Raw genomic sequence first — 21,823 nt, forward strand, 5'->3', positions numbered from 1 at the left:
AATGAAGAAGTTACTTTTGGTTTTGCTGGTTGTTTCCTTTGTGCTCTATGGATGTCTGAGGACACCGCCGGTGGTTAAAGGGATGGTTTCTGTGGATGGGGATTTGAATGACTGGGGAGACAAAGTAAAATCCGATGCCGCTGACGATTCAAAGTGGGGCTCGGACAACGAACTTTTGAAGGCAGGGCTTTTGTTCGATGGAGAAAATGTCTACATTTCTGGCGAATATGTTCTTGGTGGTGACGGCAATCAAAACGTGTTTCTGGCTTTGGTCGACCTTGTTGGTGTGAGTGGATCTCAGACAGTTTCTTACACGGGTTTAAACAATGCAACAAGAGAGTTCAAGAATGAATATGGAGACATAGACATCATAGTCGAAGTAGCCCAGGATAACAGTTACAAAGTCTGGAGAGTAGCGCAAGACGGCACGCTGACAGAGATAACAGATCAGGTGAGTGCGCAGTTTGGAACAGGTTCTACAATAGTTGAGCTTTCAATTCCCATCACCGAACAGGTTGATCAGGTAAAGGCCGCCTTTGCCATCAGTGGTGGAACAGGCGGAGGAAACCAGTGGATTGGAGACTTCTATCCTAATCATCCTGATCACGATGCAACATCGGATGGTGGTCTTCCACAGCCAGCATCCGTTGTGAACTTCGTTGTGTGTGACAGCCAGGGCAATGTGACAGAAGAGGCAAATCAGACAGAACCCACTCCAGAAGAACCCACCACCCCAGAACCTTCAACTACAATCGTTGTAGATGGAGATCTGAGTGATCTTGGAACTCCCGTTGCAACGAGTACAAATCCTGGTGGAGGAAACGGTGCAGACCTGTACCAGCTTTATGTAACTTACGATGCAACATATCTCTATATAGGATTTGATACTCGAAACTCAGAATCTTGGGGTGCTGCTTATGGAATAGGTATCGACACAAAACCAGGCGGTTATTATACTGGAGACAATGATGCATGGGGAAGAAAGATAAACTTCGATGCTGGATATGCTGTGGATTATGAGATCTACTTCTGGTGGGACGGAGGATCTGGTTTAGGCAGTAACAATTTCTGTACGTTTGATGGTTCTAGCTGGGATTACAAGACGATAACCGATATTTCAGGAATATTTGCTCATACAGGAGACACAACGAATGGTCTTCAAACGATGGAGATCGCTATTCCCTGGGAAAAAATTGGTGGAAAGCAGGATATAGCTTTGATTGTCTGGGTGGCAGGAGGCGACAATTCTTCAGCTGTGGATAGTATTCCTGATGATAGTACTGTTGGTGATAACGCTAATGAATGGGGTGATTCTGACACGTTCACAAGCTTGTACTTTCTTTCTGTAAATTGAGGAGGTGAGTATCTTGAAAAAGATAATTTCTGCTCTTTTGCTAGTTGTGTTTCTTTCTGGTTGCATGACTTTGCTCAATATAAAGCTTCCAGATGGGGTTTACGTCGTTGGGGACTTTTCAAACGGAGTACCGAATCCAGAGTACAAAATGACGCTTCAGGGTGATTTTTACACCCTGGAGCTTTCTTCCTCCGTTTTGAACTTTGAAAATGACATCGCATGGTATCAGGTCGTGGTCGTCGAAAATGGAGAGGTGGTGAAGACCTCTTCTGGGATTCCATTGTGGAAGCAACTTGTAGGAGATAGCGTTACAGTGTACGCAACACCGAACTTGATGGAAAACAACACGGCAAAAGGAGTGGGAGACTCAGAAAAAGAAACACCTCCCTGGTACTGTGCTGGAGATTTCAACAACTGGGCACCTGAAGAGATGACCCTTCAAGATGGAAAGTTCATACTGAACACGGGATACACCATCTCTGCTAGTGAAACGGTAAAATACAAAATCGCAAGAAGCGAGGACTGGAAGCCGTACGAAGAACAGTTCGATGGGACAAGTTACAACGCTGGATACGGTATGGACGCAACCTTCACCGCCGACAAAGATGGAACGCTCGTCATAGAGTACGATCCAAGGACAAGCACGCTTCAAGCACGTGTAGAGTGAGGTGAGAAAGATGAAAAAACTCTGGATATTCATCTTCAGCGTGTTGATTTTGAGTTATGCGTTTTCGTTCTCCCCGTCAGGATCCATGAAGGTTGGCTATTCCTACGGTCTGGAAAATCAAACCGGGTCGAGCTACACAGAACTCTATCTTTCGGGGAACAACCTCTCCGGTGAGTTCACAACGAAAGACCTGAAACTCGACTCCGGATACATAAACCTCGATACAGATCTGATAGACCTGAAGGCATATTACAACAGGTTGTTTGGTTCTACAGGAGACTGGATGGGAATATACACCTTTGACGACGATGGAGAGCAGAGAAACGGTGTTGAGGTCACATCCTTTGGATTCAGGGGCGTGATCGCAGGCGATGTTCAGTACCTTCAGTACCGTGGTGGTTTTTCTGATATTTCTTTCAGCATGATGGCAGGAAAACATTCCACGGTCAACGACCTTTACTTTGATTTCAACTGGGAGCCCAACCTGAGATACTTTGGAGAAATCGGCGTGAGTTACGAGGAAAAAGTGGGCGCAGAGAATTTCTTCTACATGATGGGAATCTCTTCCGTTGACTGGAGACACGGTGCGAAGATAACTGGCGTTGGATCCGAAACACGTCTGGATTACTGTGACTTCGTGAACGACAATAGCCTGAAAGGGGAGATACTCGCAAACCTCTGGACAACACTGGGAGATTTCAAACTCTGGATGGATTACAGGTTCAAGTCAAAAACCCCAAAGTACGGTTTTGAGTACTCAGCAAACGACCTCTGGTTCAAAGTCTGGAAAGAAGGAACGAAGTTTGACTCCGATATTCTCAACTGGGACGATTTTGGAATGGAAGTTGGAAAGAACTTCACTTTTATAGGCTTCAATGGAAAGGTCTCCTACAGGTTTGGAAAGCCCGCTCACGATTCCACAACGGCCATGGGAGAGGTTTTCTACGCAGAACTTTCCAGATCCTTTGGGAGCATAAATTTCTTCGCCAAATGGCAGTACTTGAACACGCTCTACACAGAGGCGTACACAGCCTATTACGAGTTGAAGGTGTCCCAGGGAAATTCTGAGTTCAAAATCGCCCTCGGTGATGGAGATTTTTCAAGCAAAACGACGTTTCAGAAAAAGGTTACCCTTGAATTTTCAACATGGTGGTAAGGAGGTGCTTGGGGCATGAAAAAGATCCTGCTTTTTGCTGTTTTGCTGATGAGTATCTTCGCGTTCTCTGATGTCTTCGTCGAAAACGGCAAGGTGGTTTTCACCTTCGAGTGGGAAGGTGCAAAAGTGGTTTATCTTGCCGGAACTTTTAACAACTGGAGTCCAACGGCCCTTCCAATGGAAGAAGTTGAATCCGGACTCTGGAGAGTAGAGCTTGAACTTGAACCTGGAACGTACCAGTACAAGTACGTGATAGATGGCACCATGTGGAAGGAAGATCCACGCGCTCCAGGATACGTGGACGATGGATTTGGGGGCTACAACGGAATATTCACCCTCGTAGAAAAAGACGGAGAACTCTTTATCGTTGGCCCTCAGAAGAAAGGAGAGGAAAAAGAATACGAACCCAATCCAGAAAGGGAAGACACCATATTTGTTGAAGATGGCGTTGTGGTTATCAGATACTACAACCCCGATGCTGAGTTTGTAACCATAGCCGGAAATTTCAACAACTGGAACGCAGAGGAGATAGAAATGTACCCAATAGAGGACGGCTGGTGGGAGGGAGTTCTGGAACTTGGTCCTGGTATCTACGAATACAAGTTTGTTGTCAACGGAGAAAAATGGGTCACAGATCCAAATGCGTTCGCGTTCGTTGACGATGGATTTGGAGGAAAAAATGGAGTTTTCGAAGTCTATGAAGAGAACGGGGAACTGAAGGTGAAATCTCCTGTTGAAAAGGAAAAGAGCATCGCTGAAGAAAAAGAACCTGTTGTTCAGGAAAGCACTCTCAAAGAGGGTCTCACTGTGGAAGGTGGATACGTCGTTTTTGCCGTTAAGAAACCAGAAGCTTCTGAAGCTTATGTTGCTGGAAGCTTCAACAACTGGAGTACAACGGCAAACCCAATGGAAAGAAAGGGAGATCTGTGGGTAGCAAGGATCAAATTGACACCAGGAACCTACCAATACAAATATGTCTTCACGATAGCAGGAAGCCAGGTCTGGCAGGAAGATCCTTACGCTCCTTCCTATGTGCCCGATGGTTTTGGAGGAAAAAATGGTGCCTTCAGGCTCGTGGAGAAAGATGGAGAACTGGTGATAGAACCACTTGAGGAGAAAACAAGCGGTGAAACACCGTTCTTTGGAAAATACTCCATTTACTTGACTTATCAGTATGCAACGGATACGTTTTTGAATCCTCTCGTAGGCTCTCATAATCTCACTCTTGGAGTGCGAACCGATCTTTTGAAGGCAACTCTCAGTTTCAACCCTGGTGGATCTTTGCTTGAAAGTGCAAAGATAGATGTGGAAAGCGATGGTTTCAAGGTCTTTGGTCACTACAACGCACCCATTCTGGGTGAAGAAACACCTTACGAAGGATGGTTCCACAAAACCGGTTTTGGTCTGGGAATTTCCGTTCTTTCGTACGAGATCATAGCTGATGTAGGATTCGACACCGATGCCAAAAAAGAAAGATTTCTCCTTGGTGTTTCAGGAGAAAACTTCGGTGCGTATTTTGGTATCAACTACCTTCTTGGAGTGGAAAAGGTGAATCTTTTGGGCTTCTTCTCCTTTGATCTTCTCGGTGCCACGACGACCATCTGGACAGGAACGATTTTCGACAAGCCTGTTCTTTATTTCGTGAATCTTTCAATCGATGCCGATGCCTACGATCTGAACTACCTCTATTACGAGAAAACCTCCACCGACGATAAAGGCCTTCTGAAGGCCAGTCTGGATATCTTCAATCTGGAACTTTATGGAGATTACAACATGAACAACAACACCTACACCGTGAGTGCAGGATACGTGTTCGATGATACTTATGTTCTTGGTCTTTCCTACAGATATGGTGATTACAACAATTTTGAAACTGATCCTGACTGGATTTCTGTCTTTGGAGAACTCAGAAACGACACGGCAAAGGCAAGGCTCAGTGTTATATACGATGCCTACAAGAACATCTATATGAACTTCTACGGTGAAGTCAATTTCTGAAGGTGAGGTGATCTTTTCATGAAGGTCAGACTCTGGATCCTGCTTGTTCTTCTTTTTGCTGCACTGATCTTTTCCGAAACCACCATAATAGTTCACTACCACCGGTACGATGGAAAGTACGACGGATGGAACCTCTGGATATGGCCTGTAGAACCCGTCTCCCAGGAAGGGAAAGCCTACCAGTTTACAGATGAAGACGACTTTGGTAAAGTTGCTATAGTGAAACTGCCTCTTGATCTTACAAAGGTGGGGATCATCGTGAGACTCAACGAGTGGCAGGCAAAAGACGTTGCAAAAGACAGATTCATAGAGATAAAAGACGGAAAAGCAGAAGTGTGGATCCTTCAAGGAGTGGAGGAGATATTCTACGAAAAACCAGACACATCTCCTCGAATCTTCTTTGCACAGGCAAGATCGAACAAAGTGATAGAGGCATTTTTAACAAACCCGCTTGATACCAAAAAGAAAGATCTTTTCAAAGTTACAGTAGACGGAAAAGAGATTCCCATCTCCAGGGTGGAAAAGGCAGATCCTACGGATGTGGATGTGACAAACTACGTGAGGGTCGTTCTCTCTGAGCCTTTGAGGGAAGAAGATCTCAGAAAAGATGTGGAGCTGATCGTGGAAGGATACAAACCTGCAAGGGTCATCATGATGGAGATCCTGGACGATTACTATTACGACGGTGAACTTGGAGCCATTTACTCTCCTGAGAGAACGATCTTCAGAGTATGGTCTCCCGTTGCAAAGTGGGCGAAGGTGCTTCTTTTCAGAAACGGAGATGACGCAGAACCGTTCAAAGAAGTGGATATGGACTACAGAGGAAACGGCGTGTGGGAAGCGGTGGTGGAAGGAAATCTGGATGGAGTTTTCTATCTTTACCAACTGGAAAGTTATGGAAAGGTGAGAACAACGGTCGATCCTTATTCCAAAGCAGTTTACGCAAACGGCAAAAAGAGCGCCGTGGTGGATCTCTCTAAAACGAATCCAGAAGACTGGGAAAGCGACAAAGGGCCACAGATCGGAGGATATGAAGACGCTATAATCTACGAGATTCACATAGCAGACATAACCGGTCTTGAAAACTCCGGAGTGAAAAACAGAGGACTTTACCTTGGACTCACAGAGGGGAACACTAAAGGGCCTGGTGGAGTGACAACGGGCCTTTCACACCTTGTGGAACTTGGTGTTACGCACGTTCACATACTGCCTTTCTTCGATTTCTACACGGGGGATGAACTGGACAAAGACTTCGAAAAGTACTACAACTGGGGCTACGATCCTTACCTTTTCATGGTACCTGAAGGGAGATACTCAACGGATCCAAAGAATCCATACACGAGAATCAGAGAAGTCAAAGAGATGGTGAAAGCCCTGCACAGAAACGGTATAGGCGTGATTATGGACATGGTGTTTCCTCACACTTACGGTATTGGAGAACTCTCTGCCTTCGATCAGACGGTACCCTACTACTTCTACAGGATCGACAAGACAGGAGCATATCTGAACGAAAGCGGAGTAGGAAACGTCATCGCAAGTGAAAGACCCATGATGAGAAAATTCATCGTGGATACTGTGACATACTGGGTAAAAGAGTACCACATAGACGGTTTCAGATTCGATCAGATGGGTCTTATAGACAAAAAGACCATGTTGGAATTGGAGAAAGCCCTCCACAAGATCGATCCAACGATCATCATCTACGGTGAACCCTGGGGCGGCTGGGGTGCTCCCATAAGGTTTGGAAAGAACGATGTTACCGGCACACACGTAGCCGCCTTCAACGATGAGTTCAGAGATGCAATAAGAGGTTCTGTGTTCAATCCAAGCGTCAAAGGATTTGCGATGGGTGGATATGGAAAAGAGACCAAGATCAAAAGAGGTGTTGTGGGAAGCATCAACTACGATGGAAAACTCATAAAGAGTTTTGCTTCAGACCCCGAAGAGACCATCAACTACGTTGCTTGTCATGACAACCACACCTTGTGGGATAAAAACTACCTTGCCGCAAAAGCAGACAAAAAGAAAAAATGGACCGAAGAAGAGTTGAAGAACGCTCAAAAGCTTTCTGGGGCAATAATACTCACTTCTCAAGGGGTTGCCTTCCTCCACGGAGGGCAGGATTTCTGCAGGACGAAGAACTTCAACGACAACTCCTACAACGCTCCCATCTCGATAAACGGATTCGACTACGAAAGAAAGCTTCAGTTCATAGATGTGTTCAATTATTACAAAGGGCTCATAAAACTCAGAAAGGAACATCCTGCATTCAGACTAAAAACTGCAGAGGAGATTAAAAAGCACCTGGAGTTTCTGCCTGGTGGAAGAAGGATCGTTGCGTTCATGCTCAAAGATCACGCAGGTGGAGATCCGTGGAAAGACATAGTGGTGATTTACAACGGAAATCTAGAAAAAGAAACATACAAACTTCCGGAAGGAAAGTGGAACCTCGTTGTGAATGGACAAAAAGCGGGTACAGAAGTGATCGAGGTTGTAGAAGGAACGATCGAACTGGAACCACTCTCTGCCTACGTTCTGTACAGGGAATGAAGGAAGTGATAAAATGCCACAAGAAGCCCCAGCATCTGCTGGGGCTTTGAGATTCAATTCGGGAGGTTGATTTACGATGAAAAAACTGGTATTCGGTATCCTGGTTCTTGCAACGGTGCTTCTCTTTCCACAGACTTTCCACCTGGAGAAGATCCTTGGGTTCAGTGAAGTCTCCGCCATGACGTTTAAAAATGGTTATCTCATACTTGGAACGGGAAATGGAGAAATCGTTGTCTACAAAGATGGATTCTATTACATGGCATTTAAAGTCCATGAAAATAGGGTAAACAGTGTCGTGTACAGTGATGGTTTCATTGTGAGCGCATCTGACGATAAAACGGTCGGCGTTACAAACATCGAAACGGGAGAGATTTCTTTGCTCAAAGGTCATATGAAGGGGGTTTCTTCTGTTACTGTTTCGGACGGGAAGATCCTCAGCGCCTCCTTCGATGGAACAGTGAAGATATGGTCTTTCCCAGACGGAAAGGAGATATCTAACCAAAGATTTGGACCTTCTGTCGTCCAAATTGCTGCAAGTGGCAGCAGGTATGTGGTTGGTTTAGCTAATGGACTTGCTGTGATCAGAGATCTTTCGAATCCATCTCTTTCTATTCCTCTCAAAGCCCATCCAGAAGGGATAAAGAAGATTGTCTTCTCTGAAAATGGCAAACTCATAGCCACGTGTGGAGGAAACTCGGTGAAGGTATGGGATGCTTCGAATGGAAAACTCGTTCTTCAAAAAGACCATGTCATAACAGTGAATGATGTTGATTTCCTCGGCAACGACATGGTTGTTTTCGTAACAGACGACTACAAAGCCGTGATCCTGAACGTTGAAAACGGAGAGACGGTAAAATCTGTGAACGCGCACAACAACTTTGTCCTTCTGGTCTCATCAGACGATGACACCATAGTCACCTATGGAATGGACGGCATTGTGAACGTCTGGAGTGCACAGCTGGAACTCAAGTACTCTCTCTTTGGGCACAAACTTTCGGTGAATGCGCTGGCAATTTCAGACGATGGAAAGACACTGGCCAGTGGCGGCGACGATAGAGAGATACTTGTCTGGAACGTGGAAGAAGGAAGGGTAACACACAGAATCAAAGCGCTTGCAAGTGTGAGAAAACTTCTGATAGTTGAAAACACCATCATTTCCTGTCTGGACAGCAACACAATCAAGATATACAACCTAGAAAATGGAAAACTGATCAAAAGGTTAAAAGTTGGAACAACCAGTACCATGGACATAGCTCTTTTCAATGGGAAAATTGCTGTTGGCTTTTACGATGGAAGTGTTGCACTGTTCGATTATCCTTCCTTCAACGAGATATGGAGAAAAGATACAGAGCACGAGATCGTTCAAACTATCGATATGAATGAAAAGTTCGTTGCGATTGGAGTATCTTACTCAGATCCAAAGGGAAAAACAGGATATGTGGAAGTTCTTTCCATGGAAACGGGTGACAAGGTGTTCTCTCTTGATGCCCATGAAGGAAATGTGAACGTCGTAAAGTTCTCAGGGAATTACCTTGTGTCCGGTGGTGAAGATGGAAAGATCGTACTCTGGAGTTTGAACACGGGTTCAAAGGTGAAGGAGATCTCTCTGGGTGAGGCCGTATCTTCCTTGCTCTTCAGCGAAGAAAATCTTTTTGTCGGAACATGGAACGGAAACCTGTATGTTTTCGATTTTCCGGAACTAACTTTGAAAACCAAACTGAAGGTATCGGATCAAAAGGTGGGACATTTTGTGAAGGTAGGCAGTCAACTCTTGATTCCCTGTGGAGATGGAAAGATAAGAATCTTCGAAGAGAAATGAGGGGGAGTTCCCCCTCTTTCTTTTATACCAGTTTCTCACTTATCATCATAGAAGAAAGGATCGAAGTTCCGACCAGAACCACTTCTTTGTTCGAAAAGCTTCCTTTTTCAACAGAAACTTCTTTGTCCATGGGATGAACCTGTCTTTTTGTCTCCGATACAATTTTCTCAAAAACACTTTCGGGAAGAAACACTCCTTCTCCTCCAACGATTACTATTTCTGGGCTCAATATGTTTACAAGGTTTACAATCCCATCTATCAGGATGGTTGTGAACTCGTCCAGGATCTTCTTTGCAAGGTCGTCCCTTTCGTACAGACTGCACAGAGCTTCGAATTTCTCGTACATGGTCTTTCCAGGAAGGGCTTTTTCCTTTTCGTACTGATGCACACAGTGGGATATGGATGTATTCGCCTCCCAGCACCCCACTCTTCCGCAGAAACAGGGCCCTCTGTCGTACATCTTCATGTGGCCTATTTCTCCAGCTGCGTTGAACGATCCCTTGTACAACCTTCCTTCAATGATTATTCCTCCACCTATTCCTTCCCTCACGAGAATGTACACGATGTTTTTTCGATCTCCGAAGTGTTTGTTTTTCATCGTCTCTGCAAGGGCTGCAAGATTTGCATCGTTTTCCAGATAGACTTCGAACACCTTGAAGTACTTCTCTACATCGACGTCTCGCCATCTGTTCAGGTTCGGAGCGAATGCCAACTTTTTGTGGGTCTTGTCAACAGATCCAGGAACACCTATCACGATGAGAGGAAACACACCGGGGAATCTGGAAATTCTCTCCGTCAGAACTTTAAAGCATTCTTCTGGTGTATCCGGTGTGTCGAATTCATCGATGACCTCTACAGAACCATCGAAAAAGGAAAGTCCCACAAGAGAGTGTGTCACTCCAAGATCGACCACTACCGCTCTGGAAAATTCTCTGTTCACATATAACCTTTTGGAATGCCTTCCGAGTTTGGAAGGGAGAATTCCCTTTTCGTAGATCATCTTCTTTCTCTTCATCTCGTTCACAAGCTTTGTAACGGTGCTGGGATCAAGCCCTGTTTTTTCCGAGATCATGTTTCGAGTGACCCCCGGTTCAAACCTTATTGTGTTGAGAATTCTCAATTTATTGATCGTCCTTGTCTGTTTCAGAGAATATATTTCCATGTTTTGCAATTTGTGAACCTCCTTTACCCATTCAATCCAGCTGCGAGTTTCATAATTTTTTCTTGAGAAGCCTCTTTAGCGTCGATGATACCGGCGAGTTTTCCAAAACTCATCACAGCGATTCTATCACTCATTTGAAGAACTTCTGGAAGTTCAGAAGAGATCATGATGACTCCTACTCCCTCTTTTGCAAGATGCGACATGATTTTGTAGATCTCCGCCTTTGCTCCGACATCTATTCCTCTTGTAGGTTCATCGAGTATGAGGATCTTTGGTTTCAGAGCGAGCCACTTTGCAAGTACCACCTTTTGTTGGTTTCCTCCGGAAAGATACAGAACCTTCCTGTCCGGATACGGAGGTCTTACATCGAATGTTTCAATCGCCCACTTTGCCAGTTCTTTCTCCTTCCTGAACGATATGAATGGTCCTTTCTTTATCCTGTCAAGACTGGGAAGCGATACGTTCTGCATGATACTCATGATGAGTATGAGCCCAAGTCTTTTTCTATCTTCTGGCACAAGTCCCATTCCATGTTCTATCGCATCCAGTGGATGGTTTATCTCAACTTTCTTTCCTTCTATGTATATCTCCCCACTCTTCTTTGGTCTGAAACCAAATATCGTTTCCATCAACTCTGTCCTTCCTGCCCCAACGAGCCCTGCAAATCCAAGGATTTCTCCTCTTCTCAAGTTGAACGATACATTCTCAAAGCCCTCTCCAGAAAGGTTCTTCACCTCCAGTACCACTTCCCCAGGTTCGTGTTCTTCTTTTATGTAAAATTTCTCAAGTTTTCTTCCCACCATCATCTCCACGATCCTTTCTTTCGTCAGGTTCTCTATTCTGTCTGTTCCTATGTACTCTCCATCCCTCAGAACGCTCACTCTGTCACATATCTCGAAGATCTCCTCCAGTCTGTGTGATATGAAGAGTATCGCAACTCCTTTCTCCTTGAGTTTCTTCACCACCTCAAAAAGTTTCTCCGTCTCTTTCTGTGTGAGAGAGGATGTTGGCTCGTCTAAAATGAGTACTTTCGCCCTCTTGTAAACTGCCCTCGCTATCTCCACCATCTGCTGGATCGCTATGGAGTATCTCCCCAGTTTCTCCTCAGGATCTATCTCTATCCCAAATTCTTCTCTCATGAATCTTTCCGTCTCTCTGTACATCTTCCTGTAATCTACGAATATCCCTCTCTTTTCTTCGTCCCCCATGAACATGTTTTCCGCCACAGACAGATTATCCATCACCGATAGCTCCTGAAACACCGTCACTATCCCCGCTTTTATCGCTTCGCTCGGATGACTCCATCTTACACTTCTGCCATCGTATATGATCTCCCCTTCATCGGGTTCATACACCCCTGCTATGATCTTCATCAACGTGCTCTTTCCCGCTCCGTTCTCTCCCACTATCGCATGTACCTCTCCTGGATAAAACTCCATGCTCACTCCCTTGAGTGCGTGTACCCCGGGGAATCTTTTGTGTATCCCCCTCACCTCAAGTATGGGCTTCATCTCTCTTTCGCCCTCCTGATCTGGTCTATCGCTATCGCTATGATGATCACTATTCCTATCACTACCTGCTGCCAGAACGATGATACGCCAAGCAGTATCATCCCGTTCCTCAAAACTCCCATTATCACCGCTCCCAAAAATGCACCAAGTATCGTTCCTTCCCCTCCTGACAGACTGGTCCCTCCTATCACCGTCGCCGCTATCACGTCAAGTTCGTATCCCTGTCCCGCATTAGGCTGTGCCACACCAAGCCATGCCGTCAACAGAAAACCAGCAAATGCCGCCAAAAATCCGTTTATTGTGTACACCATGATCAATATCCTGTCCGTCTTAATCCCAACCAGCCTGGATGCTTCTTCGTTCCCCCCTATCGCATAGATCCTCCGCCCCGTCACTGTGTACTTTAAAAATATGTGGCTGATCACACCTATCACTGCCATGTAGATCACCGGAACGGGTACAGGACCTAGCATTCCCTGACCGTGTATCGTGAAGCTCTCCGGAAACGGTGATATCGGCCATCCACCGCTCAGTACGTATGCAAGCCCCCTGCCCACACTGAGCATACCAAGTGTGCTGATGAACGGTGCAAGTTTTGCCTTTGTGATCAAAAGACCGTTCGCAAGACCAAACCCCACACCAACTAAAAGCCCCAAAACTACGCTCCAAAAAGGTGATATTCCCCTCTCGTTCATCAAAAGCCCCATCACCACGCTTGCTACACCCAACACCGACCCAACCGAAAGATCTATCCCTGCTGTGATGATCACCATCGTCATCCCAAACGACATGATCGCTATGAACGATACGTTCAGTATCACCGTGAATATGTTCTCCACCGTCAGAAACTCTTCCGTCGTTATCCCCAAAAATATCACGATCGCTACCAGTATCAAAAATATTCCCGCTTCTTTTGCCTTGAACAACCTCTTCCACAACTCAACCACGCCTCCCTTGTATTTGTTCTTTAATAAAGGGGGGATAACCCCCCTTCTGTGTTGATTCTACATCGTTAACGCTTGGAGTAGATCTTCTTTGCGTATTCGTAAAATTGGTCAACGTTTTCTTCTGTAACAACGTCCACACCTGTGTCAATGATGTAGTCAACTGTTCCATCCTCTCTGACAACTTTCGGTAATATCTTCAATGTGTTCTCAACACCAACTTTTGCCATGTTATAGAGAACAAGGACAGAGAGATAACCCATATCATAAGGCCTCTGGCCAACAAGTCCTTTGACGGCACCGGCTTTGACGAGTTCGAGTTCTGGAAGCAGAGTATCAAAGCCAACCACTAGTAAGTCTTTCATTCTTTCAGGACCACCAAGAGCAGAGATGACGGTTTCCTTTGGAGCAAAGAGAGGCCATCCGCCAGACATGAACCAACCATCAAGGTCTGTGTATTTTCTGGTCACATCTCTGATGATCTGAATAGCCTTTGCGGAGTCGTCATCGCATGGGAATGGGTCAGCTACATAAACGATCTCTCTTCCACTCTGTTTGGAATATTCTTCAAGAGCGTCCTTGAATCCCCTTATTCTCTCATTCAAATTGAGAGCGGCGAGTCCTCCTGTGAGTATGGCAAGTTTGATGGTCTTTTTCTCAGGTTTGTACTTTTCTATGAATTGTGCCATCAATTTTCCTGCCTCGTATCCTGCGTTGTAGTTGTTGGTTCCTATGTACACATACCTTCCACTATCTGGAGAATCAGAGTCAAACATGATCACTGGGATTCCTTTGTCAAATGCCCTCTTAACCACAACTTTTATCGCTTCTGGGTCGTTTGGAGAGATTCCTATTCCGTCGACACCTTTCACAATGTAACTCAGTATCTTCTCAGCCTGTTTCGCAGCGTCTGCTTCAACGGGTGCGTCAAAAGTTGCTTTGATTCCAAGCTTCTCCGCTGCATCCTTCATTCCGTTTTCCACTGCAAACCAGTACGGGTTGTTGAGAGACTTAGGAGCAAGAAGTATACTGATGTCTTCTGCAAAAACGAACACGGAGAATGCAAGTATCAGTCCAAGTAAAACCAGACCCTTCTTCATAAAAAACACCTCCTCAACAAAGAGTGTAATCTAAATTTAACGTATAATTATGATTGTTTGGAAAACAAGCTTTATTAAAGCAAAACGGTGATGTAAATTATTAATTTCCGATGGAATCAAATTAATTCGTGCTATATTATTGCACATAGGATCCTTGTTTTTCAAATTGCTTTTTGACTAGAAAAAAGGAGATCGAAGGAGATTTCATAACATGATTGGAAATAATTCACTGTAAAAGTAAATAATCACCAAAAATGACTGATTATTAACCCTTCACAGCCCCTGCACTCAATCCTGCTATGATCCTGTTCTGGAAGATCAAGACGAGAATGACAAGCGGAAGTGTGACAATGACAGCGGCAGCCATGAGCTGACCCCACGGTATCTCGTACTGGGAAGCACCTTTGAAGAGAGCAACTGCAACTGGGACGGTGTACAAATTCGGCCTTTGCATAAAAGTGAGTGCGAACAGGAACTCGTTCCAGGCTGCAATGAACGTCAAAAGTCCTGTTGCCACAAGTCCTGGTGCAGACATGGGAAGAACGATGGACCAGAGCGTTCTCAGTTTTGAAGCACCATCAATGAAGGCAGATTCTTCAACTTCTTTGGGAAGTTCTCTAAAGAAACTCTGAAGTACCCAAACTGTCAAGGGCAGGTTCATAGCCGTATAGGGTATGATGAGCCCGGTGTAGGTGTTTATCAGTTTCATGCTTCTTAAGATCAAAAAGAGTGAACCAAGTATTGAAACCTGCGGGAACATGCTCACCGCAAGGATCAGCGACATCACGACAACCTTTCCCTTGAATTTGAGCCTCGCGATGGCGTATCCGGCAAGAGACCCAATGGTCAAAGCCACAACAGTTGTCACACCCGCCACTATGATACTGTTTTTGATGTTTATGTGAAAAGGCCTTTCCTTGAAGACCTTCACATAGTTTTCAAAGGTGACTCTTTTTGGGAAAAGGGAGGGGTTCTTTTCGAAAAGATCCTGATCTGGTTTTATCGAAGAGACAAAAGCCCAGTAGAGAGGAAAAACACACCACACAAGAATGAAGACAACGGCAACGTAAAGAAGTATCTTCTGTGTTAAAGAACGACTCATTGCTTTCCCTCCTCAGTCGAGTCTCAACTTCAAAGACTTTATGTAGAGGATCGCAAAGATCGAGATGAGAACGAATATGAACACAGAAATCGCCGAACCGTACCCGAACCACGCGCCGGTGAAAGCCCTGTCCATCAGAACGTGTCTGTTGTACACGGCCAGGGTTTCCGTGTTCACCGCTCCTCTTGTCATGATGTACACAACATCGAACACACGCAGTGCATCGAGTGTTCTGAAGATCAAAGCCACTCCGATTGTTGGTGTTATAAGTGGAAGAGTGATTCTGAAGAATCTTTGTATTGTCCCTGCTCCATCTATCCTCGCTGCCTCATAGATGTCCTCGGGTATCACCTGAAGCCCAGCGAGTATCAGAAGAGCCATGAATGGTGTTGTCTTCCAAACATCAACGAATATGATTGCCCACATAGCAAGTCCAGGTGTTCCCAGGATAGGGGTTCCAGGATCTATTATCCCCAGTTTTTCCCAGAGCCTTGACATTATTCCAAACTGATCGTGAAACATCCATCTCCACATCTGAGAAGAGATGGCGGTTGGTATTGCCCATGGAACGAGCATAGCAGCCCTTACAATTCCTCTGAGGGCAAACCTTTGATGAACAACGATGGCAATGAGTACACCGAGAATCGTTTCGAGTGCTACCGAAACGACCGTGAAGAAGATCGTGTTCTTCAAAGCCATGATGAATCGAGTATCTTGGAAAAGCCTGAAGTAATTTTGAAGCCCTACGAATTTTCTTTCTATACCGGGTCTCAACCCGAAACTGTAAAAGCTATCATAAAAGGTCTTGAAAAGCGGGAAAAAGGCTATTATTGAGATGACAAGAATGGTTGGCAAGATCATCCAAAACGCTGTCCAACCGCTTCTTTTTTCCATGTTTTTTCCTCCTCGCTTCTTCTAAAGATAAGCGAGGGGGTGACCCCTCGCATCCTCACTGGCTGAGTAAGAACTTCAGCTCTTTTGCGATGTTCTTTATCGCCTCTTCCGATGTTGCTTGCCTTGTCAGTGCAGCGTGCACATACCTCTGAATGACATCGGAAACTTCACTGTAGTTTGCAACTCTTGGTCTTGGAAGGGCGTTCAAGAAGACACTGAGAAGCTCAACCATGAAAGGAGCAGCTTCCTTGAGTTTTGGATCTTTGTAAACGGCTTTCCTTGTTGGATTCTGACCAGCGTTTATGGCCTTGTAGAGCTGCTGTTCATAGCTTGTGAGGAACTTTATGAGTTTCTTTGCCGCCTCTTTTTCTTCAGGAGAAGAGAAGCTGTTTATTCCAAGCATCCAGCCACCGAGAGTTGCCGCCCTTCTTCCGCCGGGTCCCATCGGAAGAGGTGCTACTCCTACTTTTCCTTTGATCGGAGATTCGTCGCTGTTCACAAGGGACCATGCGTACGGCCAGTTTCTCATGAAGACTGCCTCTCCGTTCTGGAAGATTCTTCTTGCGTCTTCTTCCATGTAGGTGGTAACACCTTCGGGTGTGACTTTGTGTTTGTAGATGAGATCAACCATGAATTGAAGCGCATCAATAGCCTGCGGTGAGTCGATCACAACGTTTCCGTTTTCATCCAAAACGTCTCCTCCGAAGGACCAGAGATACTCGAGGAAATCGCAGACAAGTCCTTCGTACCTTGCACCCTGCCAGACGAACCCGTGAATACCTTCGGCCTGGGAGATCTTCTTTGCCATCTCAACGAGTTCATCCCATGTTCTTGGAGGATGATCGTATCCGTACTTTTCGAGAAGATCTTTTCTGTAGTAAAGAAGGCCAGCATCGGTGAACCATGGAACGGCAACGATCTTTCCGTTGACTGTAGCAGCCATCACCGTTCCAGGGAGGAACTCACCGAGTTCGAAGTAGTCTTTATCGGCCGTCAGGTCCTCGAGGAACGGTGCAAACTCTGCCGGCCAGATCACGTCGAGCATGAGAACGTCTGGATCGCTTTCACCGGCAGCAAAGTACGTGACGTAAAGGTCGTGTCTTTCGGTTGAACTGTCCGGCATGGGTATGATCTCCACTTCGATATCTGGATACTGCTGTTGAAACATCTCGATCTGCTTCTTCAAAACCTCGAGTTCCTTTCCAACCCCTCCAGATGTCATGGTGATCTTCACTGCGAAGAGACCACCAACCAGAAGAACAGTAAGAAGTAGAGCAAAATACTTTCTCATGATGAGAACACCTCCTTAAGTATGAGTTAAATGATGATACAATCAAATTAACCTACTAGATATTTTGCCAGACTCATCGTTTCAATGCAAACGAGATATCGGGAGAAAACAGGAGATTTTTTTCGTTAAATGAAAATAATTGGGGATAATTACCCGGGATGGACAGATAGGAAGGAAAATGAGGTATCAAAAAGAAAGGGCGGATTGCTCCGCCCCTTTCAATCTGCCAATCCGTTGTTTTTGATCACGTTCGAGTACCAGTGCCCACTGTCTTTTATGATTCTCTTCTGTGTGCTGTAGTCCACGTAAACTATACCGAACCTCTTCGAATATCCCTCCGCCCATTCGAAATTGTCAAGGAGTGACCATACGAAGTAACCCTTCAGTGGGACCCCATCCTGGATCGCCCTCCAGACCTGTTCGATGTGGTCTTTCAGATAATCTATCCTGTTCTGATCGTGAACTTTTCCGTCCTCACTCACCACGTCGTCGAACGCTGCTCCGTTTTCTGTGATGTACACCTCTTGTGGGTTGTACTCTTCTTTGACACTTTTGAGAATCCAGTAGATACCCTCAGGAACGATCTCCCATCCCATGGCGGTTTTAGGAAGGTTTCTTTCGACGAAGGACACCTTGGCCGGTGAGTTTGGATCGTACTTCACCATGTGACCTGAATAGTAGTTCAGTCCAACAAAATCGATCTCTTGCTTTATCTCTTCCATGTCCTCTTCGTAGTTTCTGGGAAGGAACTCTTTTGCAAATTCCAGGACAAGATCCGGGTACTCTCCTTTGTAGATGGGGTTCAAAAAGAGCGGGTAGTTGTTGAACTGGTGCATGAATCTTGCGGCTCTGATATCTTCTTCTTTTTCGCTTGCAGGTTCGAAGTATCCGTTGTTGAAAACAATCCCTATCTTTCCGTCTTTCACCATTTCTCTGAACACCTTCACGGATTTTGCGTGCGCTCTCAAGAGGTTGTGAACCGCATGGAATGCTACGTAGATGTCTCTCATCCCAGGGGCATGGACTCCGTACAGATGTCCCACTATGGCAACGACCCACGGTTCGTTCAGAGTGATCCAGTGTTTGACGCGGTCACCGAAATTTTCAAAGAGAACCCTTGAGTACTCTGCGAACCAGTCGGCTATGTCTCGATTTGCCCAGCCACCCTTCAACTGCAGAGAAAAGGGAAGGTCCCAGTGGTAGATGGTTATAAATGGTGTTATGTTCTTCTCAAGGAGGGTGTCTATGATCCTGTTGTAGAAGTCCAGACCCTTTTGGTTCACCTTCCCCGTTCCTTCCGGAAGAATCCTTGGCCAGCTGATGGAGAATCTGTAGGCCTTTGCACCGATTTTTTCGATGATCTCGATGTCCTCTTTCCATCTGTTGTAATGGTCGCAGGCCACATCTCCGGTGTTACCGTTTTTCACGTTTCCAGGTGTGTGGGAGAAGGTGTGCCAGATGGACATACCTGCTCCGTCTGCGAGGGGAGAACCTTCGATCTGGTAGGAAGCCGTTGCGACTCCCCAGAGGAACCCTTCGGGAAACTTTTTCATGATCATCACCTCGCCCTTTGCTGTGGTTTGCTTGCCGAACTATTCTATCACAAAAAAAAGAAGGGGGTGGCCCCTTTTCTGAAATCTGAAGTATTCTGAAGTATGAGGAAAGATTATCCCATCAGAACTTCCACTCTGTGCACTTTTCCATCGTTGAAAACTGGTAGGATCTGTCCCTCAATTTTCTTTCCGTCGACGATAATCTCTTTTACACCTTTGGAAACGTGGTGAGGATTTTTTACCGTTATCTCGTAGGTTGCTCCCCTGAACCTTCTTGTGATTTTGAAACCGTCCCAATCTTCAGGTACGCACGGGTCCACCATGAGACCATCGTAGGTGGGCCTTATCCCCAGGATGTACTGAGTTATCGCAACAAAGCTCCAGGCGGCTGTTCCCGTGAGCCAGGAGTTTTTGGCTTCTCCGTGTCTTGGTGCATCTTTTCCTGCCACCATCTGTGCGTAGACGTAGGGCTCTGTTCTGTGGATTTCACTTATGTCTTCTAGATAGGCGGGAGTAATCTTTCTGTAGATCTCAAAGGCTCTGTCCCCCCTTCCAATAACAGTTTCTGCTATCGCTACCCACGGGTTGTTGTGACAGAATATACCAGCGTTTTCTTTGTAGCCCGGAGGATAACTCGAGATCTCACCGAGTTCTATGTAGTATCTGCTGTAGGCAGGCTGCTGAAGAACAAGGCCGTAGGGTGTATCGAGGTACTTTTTCACAGAATCAAGTGCTTTCTTTGCATATCCATTTTCCACTCCGATTCCTGCCATGACACACATTCCCTGCGGTTCTATGAAGATCTTTCCTTCTTCACATTCTTTACTTCCCACTTTCCTTCCAAAGGCATCGTACGCCCTGAGGAACCATTCTCCATCCCAGCCGTATTCCAGAGTGGTCTCTATCATTTCCTTTACGTGTCTTTCTGCCTCTTTTGCTTCATCCTCGAGCCCGAGTCTTCTGCAGATCTCCACAAACTCTTTTCCAGCCAGAACGAAAAGTCCTGCTATGAAGACAGATTCTGCCACCCTTCCATCGAGGGCGTTGACAGTTGTCTGGAAGGATTCGTCCGGATTTTTGGAAAAACAGTTCAGGTTGAGACAGTCGTTCCAGTCTGCCCTTCCTATGAGTGGAAGGCCGTGGGGTCCGAGGTTGTTCACGGTGAAGTAGAAAGATCTTTTCAGATGCTCGAAAAGCGTTGCCTTTTTGTCTGGATTGTTGTCGAAGGGGACTTCTTCGTCAAGGATGTCCCAGTCTCCCGTTTCCTTGATGTACGCGCTTGTTGAGAGAATGAGCCACAGGGGATCGTCGTTGAACCCACCGCCAATTTCGTTGTTTCCCTTTTTTGTGAGCGGCTGGAACTGATGATAGGTGCTTCCATCTTCGAACTGTATGGAGGCAAGGTCAAGAATCCTCTGTCTTGCCTTTTCTGGTATCATGTGGACGAATCCAAGGATATCCTGATTTGAATCTCTGAAGCCTATACCCCTGCTGATTCCGGATTCGAAATAAGAAGCGCTCCGTGCGATGTTGAATGTGACCATACACTGATACTGGTTCCAGATGTTCACCATCCTGTTGAGTTTTTCATCGTGTGTTTCCACCTGTATTCTTCCTAGGAGATCGTCCCAGTATTCCTTCAGTTCTTTCAGGGCGCGTTCGACATCTTCTTTTGTTTTGAACCTTTCTATCATTTCTTTTGCGCGTTTTTTGTTGATCACTCCTGGTCTTTCCCATTTTTCTTCCTCTGGATTTTCGACGTATCCAAGTATGAAGATGAGTTCTTTTTCTCCAGAAGGAGGAATCTCAAGTTCAAGATAGTGAGATGCAATGGGTGCCCAGCCGCTCGCCACCGAGTTTTTGGGCTTTCCTTCCACAACCGCCTGAGGTGCTTCAAAGCCGTTGTAAAGGCCCATGAAAGATTCTCTATCTGTATCGAAACCGTCTATCGGATGATTCACGGAATAGAACGCGTAGTGGTTTCTTCTTTCCCTGTACTCTGTTTTGTGGTAGATCACAGAACCTTCTATCTCCACTTCTCCGGTGCTGTAGTTTCTCTGAAAGTTCGTCATGTCATCGAGGGCGTTCCAGAGACAGAACTCTATGAAGGAAAAGAGTTTGATCTTTCTTGGCTTTTCTGCTCTGTTTTGAAGTACAAGGTAATGAACCTCTCCCGTGAAATGCCTTGGAACAAAAAAGGTGATGGTTGCCCTCAGACCGTTTCTTTCTCCGGTGATCTTCGTGTATCCAAGACCGTGTCTTGCTTCGAAGAAAGAAAGGTCTCTTCTCACTGGCATCCAGGTGGGAGACCAGAAATCTCCATCTTCTTCCCTTATGTAGAAATACCTTCCCCCAGCGTCTGTTGGCACGTTGTTGTATCTGAACCTGGTGATCCTTCTGAGCCTTGCATCCTTGTAAAAACAATAGCCCCCTGCCATATGAGAAATGATGGAGAAGAAATCCTCCGTTCCAAGATAGTTTATCCACGGGTACGGTGTTCTTGGTGTTGTTATGACGTACTCTCTGTTTTCATCGTCGAAGTAGCCAAACTTCACGCTATCACCTCTTTGAGTCTTGTTGTCGTGAGTATTTTAATGTGAAAATGTTTTCATGCAAAGTCCAAAGAAAAGAACCTACGCTCAACTATCGATGAATATCATCGAAAAGAAACCATTTTCTTCTGATTCTGCTCTGTTTTGATTTCCTGAGATGGTTTGTATAG

At 45.6% G+C, this 21,823-nt stretch carries 15 protein-coding genes; 6 read left to right on the plus strand and 9 right to left on the minus strand.

Annotation, left to right across the window (positions count from 1 at the left end):
• Position 1: 1 nt before the first annotated feature.
• The 6 genes from AS006_RS02650 (at position 2) to AS006_RS02675 (ending at position 9,544) form a co-directional block, all read left to right on the plus strand.
• Positions 2-1,354 carry a hypothetical protein gene (locus tag AS006_RS02650; RefSeq protein ID WP_101512832.1) on the plus strand — a complete coding sequence of 451 codons (1,353 nt, stop codon included), beginning with the start codon at positions 2-4 and terminating at the stop codon, positions 1,352-1,354.
• A gap of 4 nt (positions 1,355-1,358) precedes the next feature.
• Positions 1,359-2,021, plus strand: coding sequence for a hypothetical protein (locus AS006_RS02655; RefSeq protein ID WP_101512833.1), 663 nt, complete (start codon positions 1,359-1,361; stop codon positions 2,019-2,021).
• 10 nt (positions 2,022-2,031) lie between these two features.
• Positions 2,032-3,177: a hypothetical protein gene (locus AS006_RS02660; protein ID WP_101512834.1), complete on the plus strand. Its 1,146-nt coding sequence runs from the start codon at positions 2,032-2,034 to the stop codon at positions 3,175-3,177.
• Positions 3,178-3,192: 15 nt separating this feature from the next.
• On the plus strand, positions 3,193-5,175 hold the full coding sequence (locus AS006_RS02665) for a glycogen-binding domain-containing protein (protein ID WP_101512835.1): 1,983 nt from the start codon (positions 3,193-3,195) through the stop codon (positions 5,173-5,175).
• 18 nt (positions 5,176-5,193) lie between these two features.
• Positions 5,194-7,725: a type I pullulanase gene (pulA, locus tag AS006_RS02670; protein WP_101512836.1), complete on the plus strand. Its 2,532-nt coding sequence runs from the start codon at positions 5,194-5,196 to the stop codon at positions 7,723-7,725.
• Positions 7,726-7,801: 76 nt separating this feature from the next.
• Positions 7,802-9,544, plus strand: a complete 1,743-nt coding sequence (locus AS006_RS02675; RefSeq protein ID WP_101512837.1) for a WD40 repeat domain-containing protein — start codon at positions 7,802-7,804, stop codon at positions 9,542-9,544.
• 22 nt (positions 9,545-9,566) lie between these two features.
• On the opposite strand, the gene AS006_RS02680 is transcribed toward AS006_RS02675, so the two are convergent.
• The 9 genes from AS006_RS02680 to AS006_RS02720 form a co-directional block, all read right to left on the minus strand.
• The gene (locus AS006_RS02680) at positions 9,567-10,715 is read right to left on the minus strand and encodes an ROK family transcriptional regulator (protein ID WP_101512838.1); all 1,149 of its coding nucleotides are present in this window, start codon (positions 10,713-10,715) and stop codon (positions 9,567-9,569) included.
• 14 nt (positions 10,716-10,729) lie between these two features.
• On the minus strand, positions 10,730-12,217 hold the full coding sequence (locus AS006_RS02685) for a sugar ABC transporter ATP-binding protein (RefSeq protein ID WP_101512839.1): 1,488 nt from the start codon (positions 12,215-12,217) through the stop codon (positions 10,730-10,732).
• Complete coding sequence (locus AS006_RS02690) at positions 12,214-13,164, minus strand: ABC transporter permease (protein WP_233185607.1); 951 nt, start codon at positions 13,162-13,164, stop codon at positions 12,214-12,216. The genes AS006_RS02685 and AS006_RS02690 overlap by 4 nt, the downstream gene beginning before the upstream one ends.
• A gap of 65 nt (positions 13,165-13,229) precedes the next feature.
• A complete protein-coding gene (locus AS006_RS02695) occupies positions 13,230-14,261 on the minus strand; it encodes a sugar-binding protein (RefSeq protein ID WP_101512841.1) in 1,032 nt (343 codons plus the stop codon).
• Positions 14,262-14,526: 265 nt separating this feature from the next.
• On the minus strand, positions 14,527-15,363 hold the full coding sequence (locus tag AS006_RS02700) for a carbohydrate ABC transporter permease (RefSeq protein ID WP_101512842.1): 837 nt from the start codon (positions 15,361-15,363) through the stop codon (positions 14,527-14,529).
• Between the two features lie 12 nt (positions 15,364-15,375).
• Positions 15,376-16,257 (minus strand): carbohydrate ABC transporter permease, encoded by an 882-nt coding sequence (locus tag AS006_RS02705; protein WP_101512843.1) that lies wholly within the window; start codon positions 16,255-16,257, stop codon positions 15,376-15,378.
• A 55-nt stretch (positions 16,258-16,312) separates the two neighbouring features.
• Positions 16,313-17,548, minus strand: a complete 1,236-nt coding sequence (locus tag AS006_RS02710) for an ABC transporter substrate-binding protein (RefSeq protein ID WP_101512844.1) — start codon at positions 17,546-17,548, stop codon at positions 16,313-16,315.
• Positions 17,549-17,766: 218 nt separating this feature from the next.
• The gene (locus AS006_RS02715) at positions 17,767-19,107 is read right to left on the minus strand and encodes a GH1 family beta-glucosidase (protein WP_101512845.1); all 1,341 of its coding nucleotides are present in this window, start codon (positions 19,105-19,107) and stop codon (positions 17,767-17,769) included.
• A gap of 107 nt (positions 19,108-19,214) precedes the next feature.
• Complete coding sequence (locus AS006_RS02720) at positions 19,215-21,656, minus strand: GH36-type glycosyl hydrolase domain-containing protein (RefSeq protein WP_101512846.1); 2,442 nt, start codon at positions 21,654-21,656, stop codon at positions 19,215-19,217.
• Positions 21,657-21,823: the final 167 nt, after the last annotated feature.

The organism is Thermotoga sp. SG1 (genome assembly GCF_002865985.1).
In the GTDB taxonomy this organism is placed as follows: Bacteria; Thermotogota; Thermotogae; order Thermotogales; family Thermotogaceae; genus Thermotoga.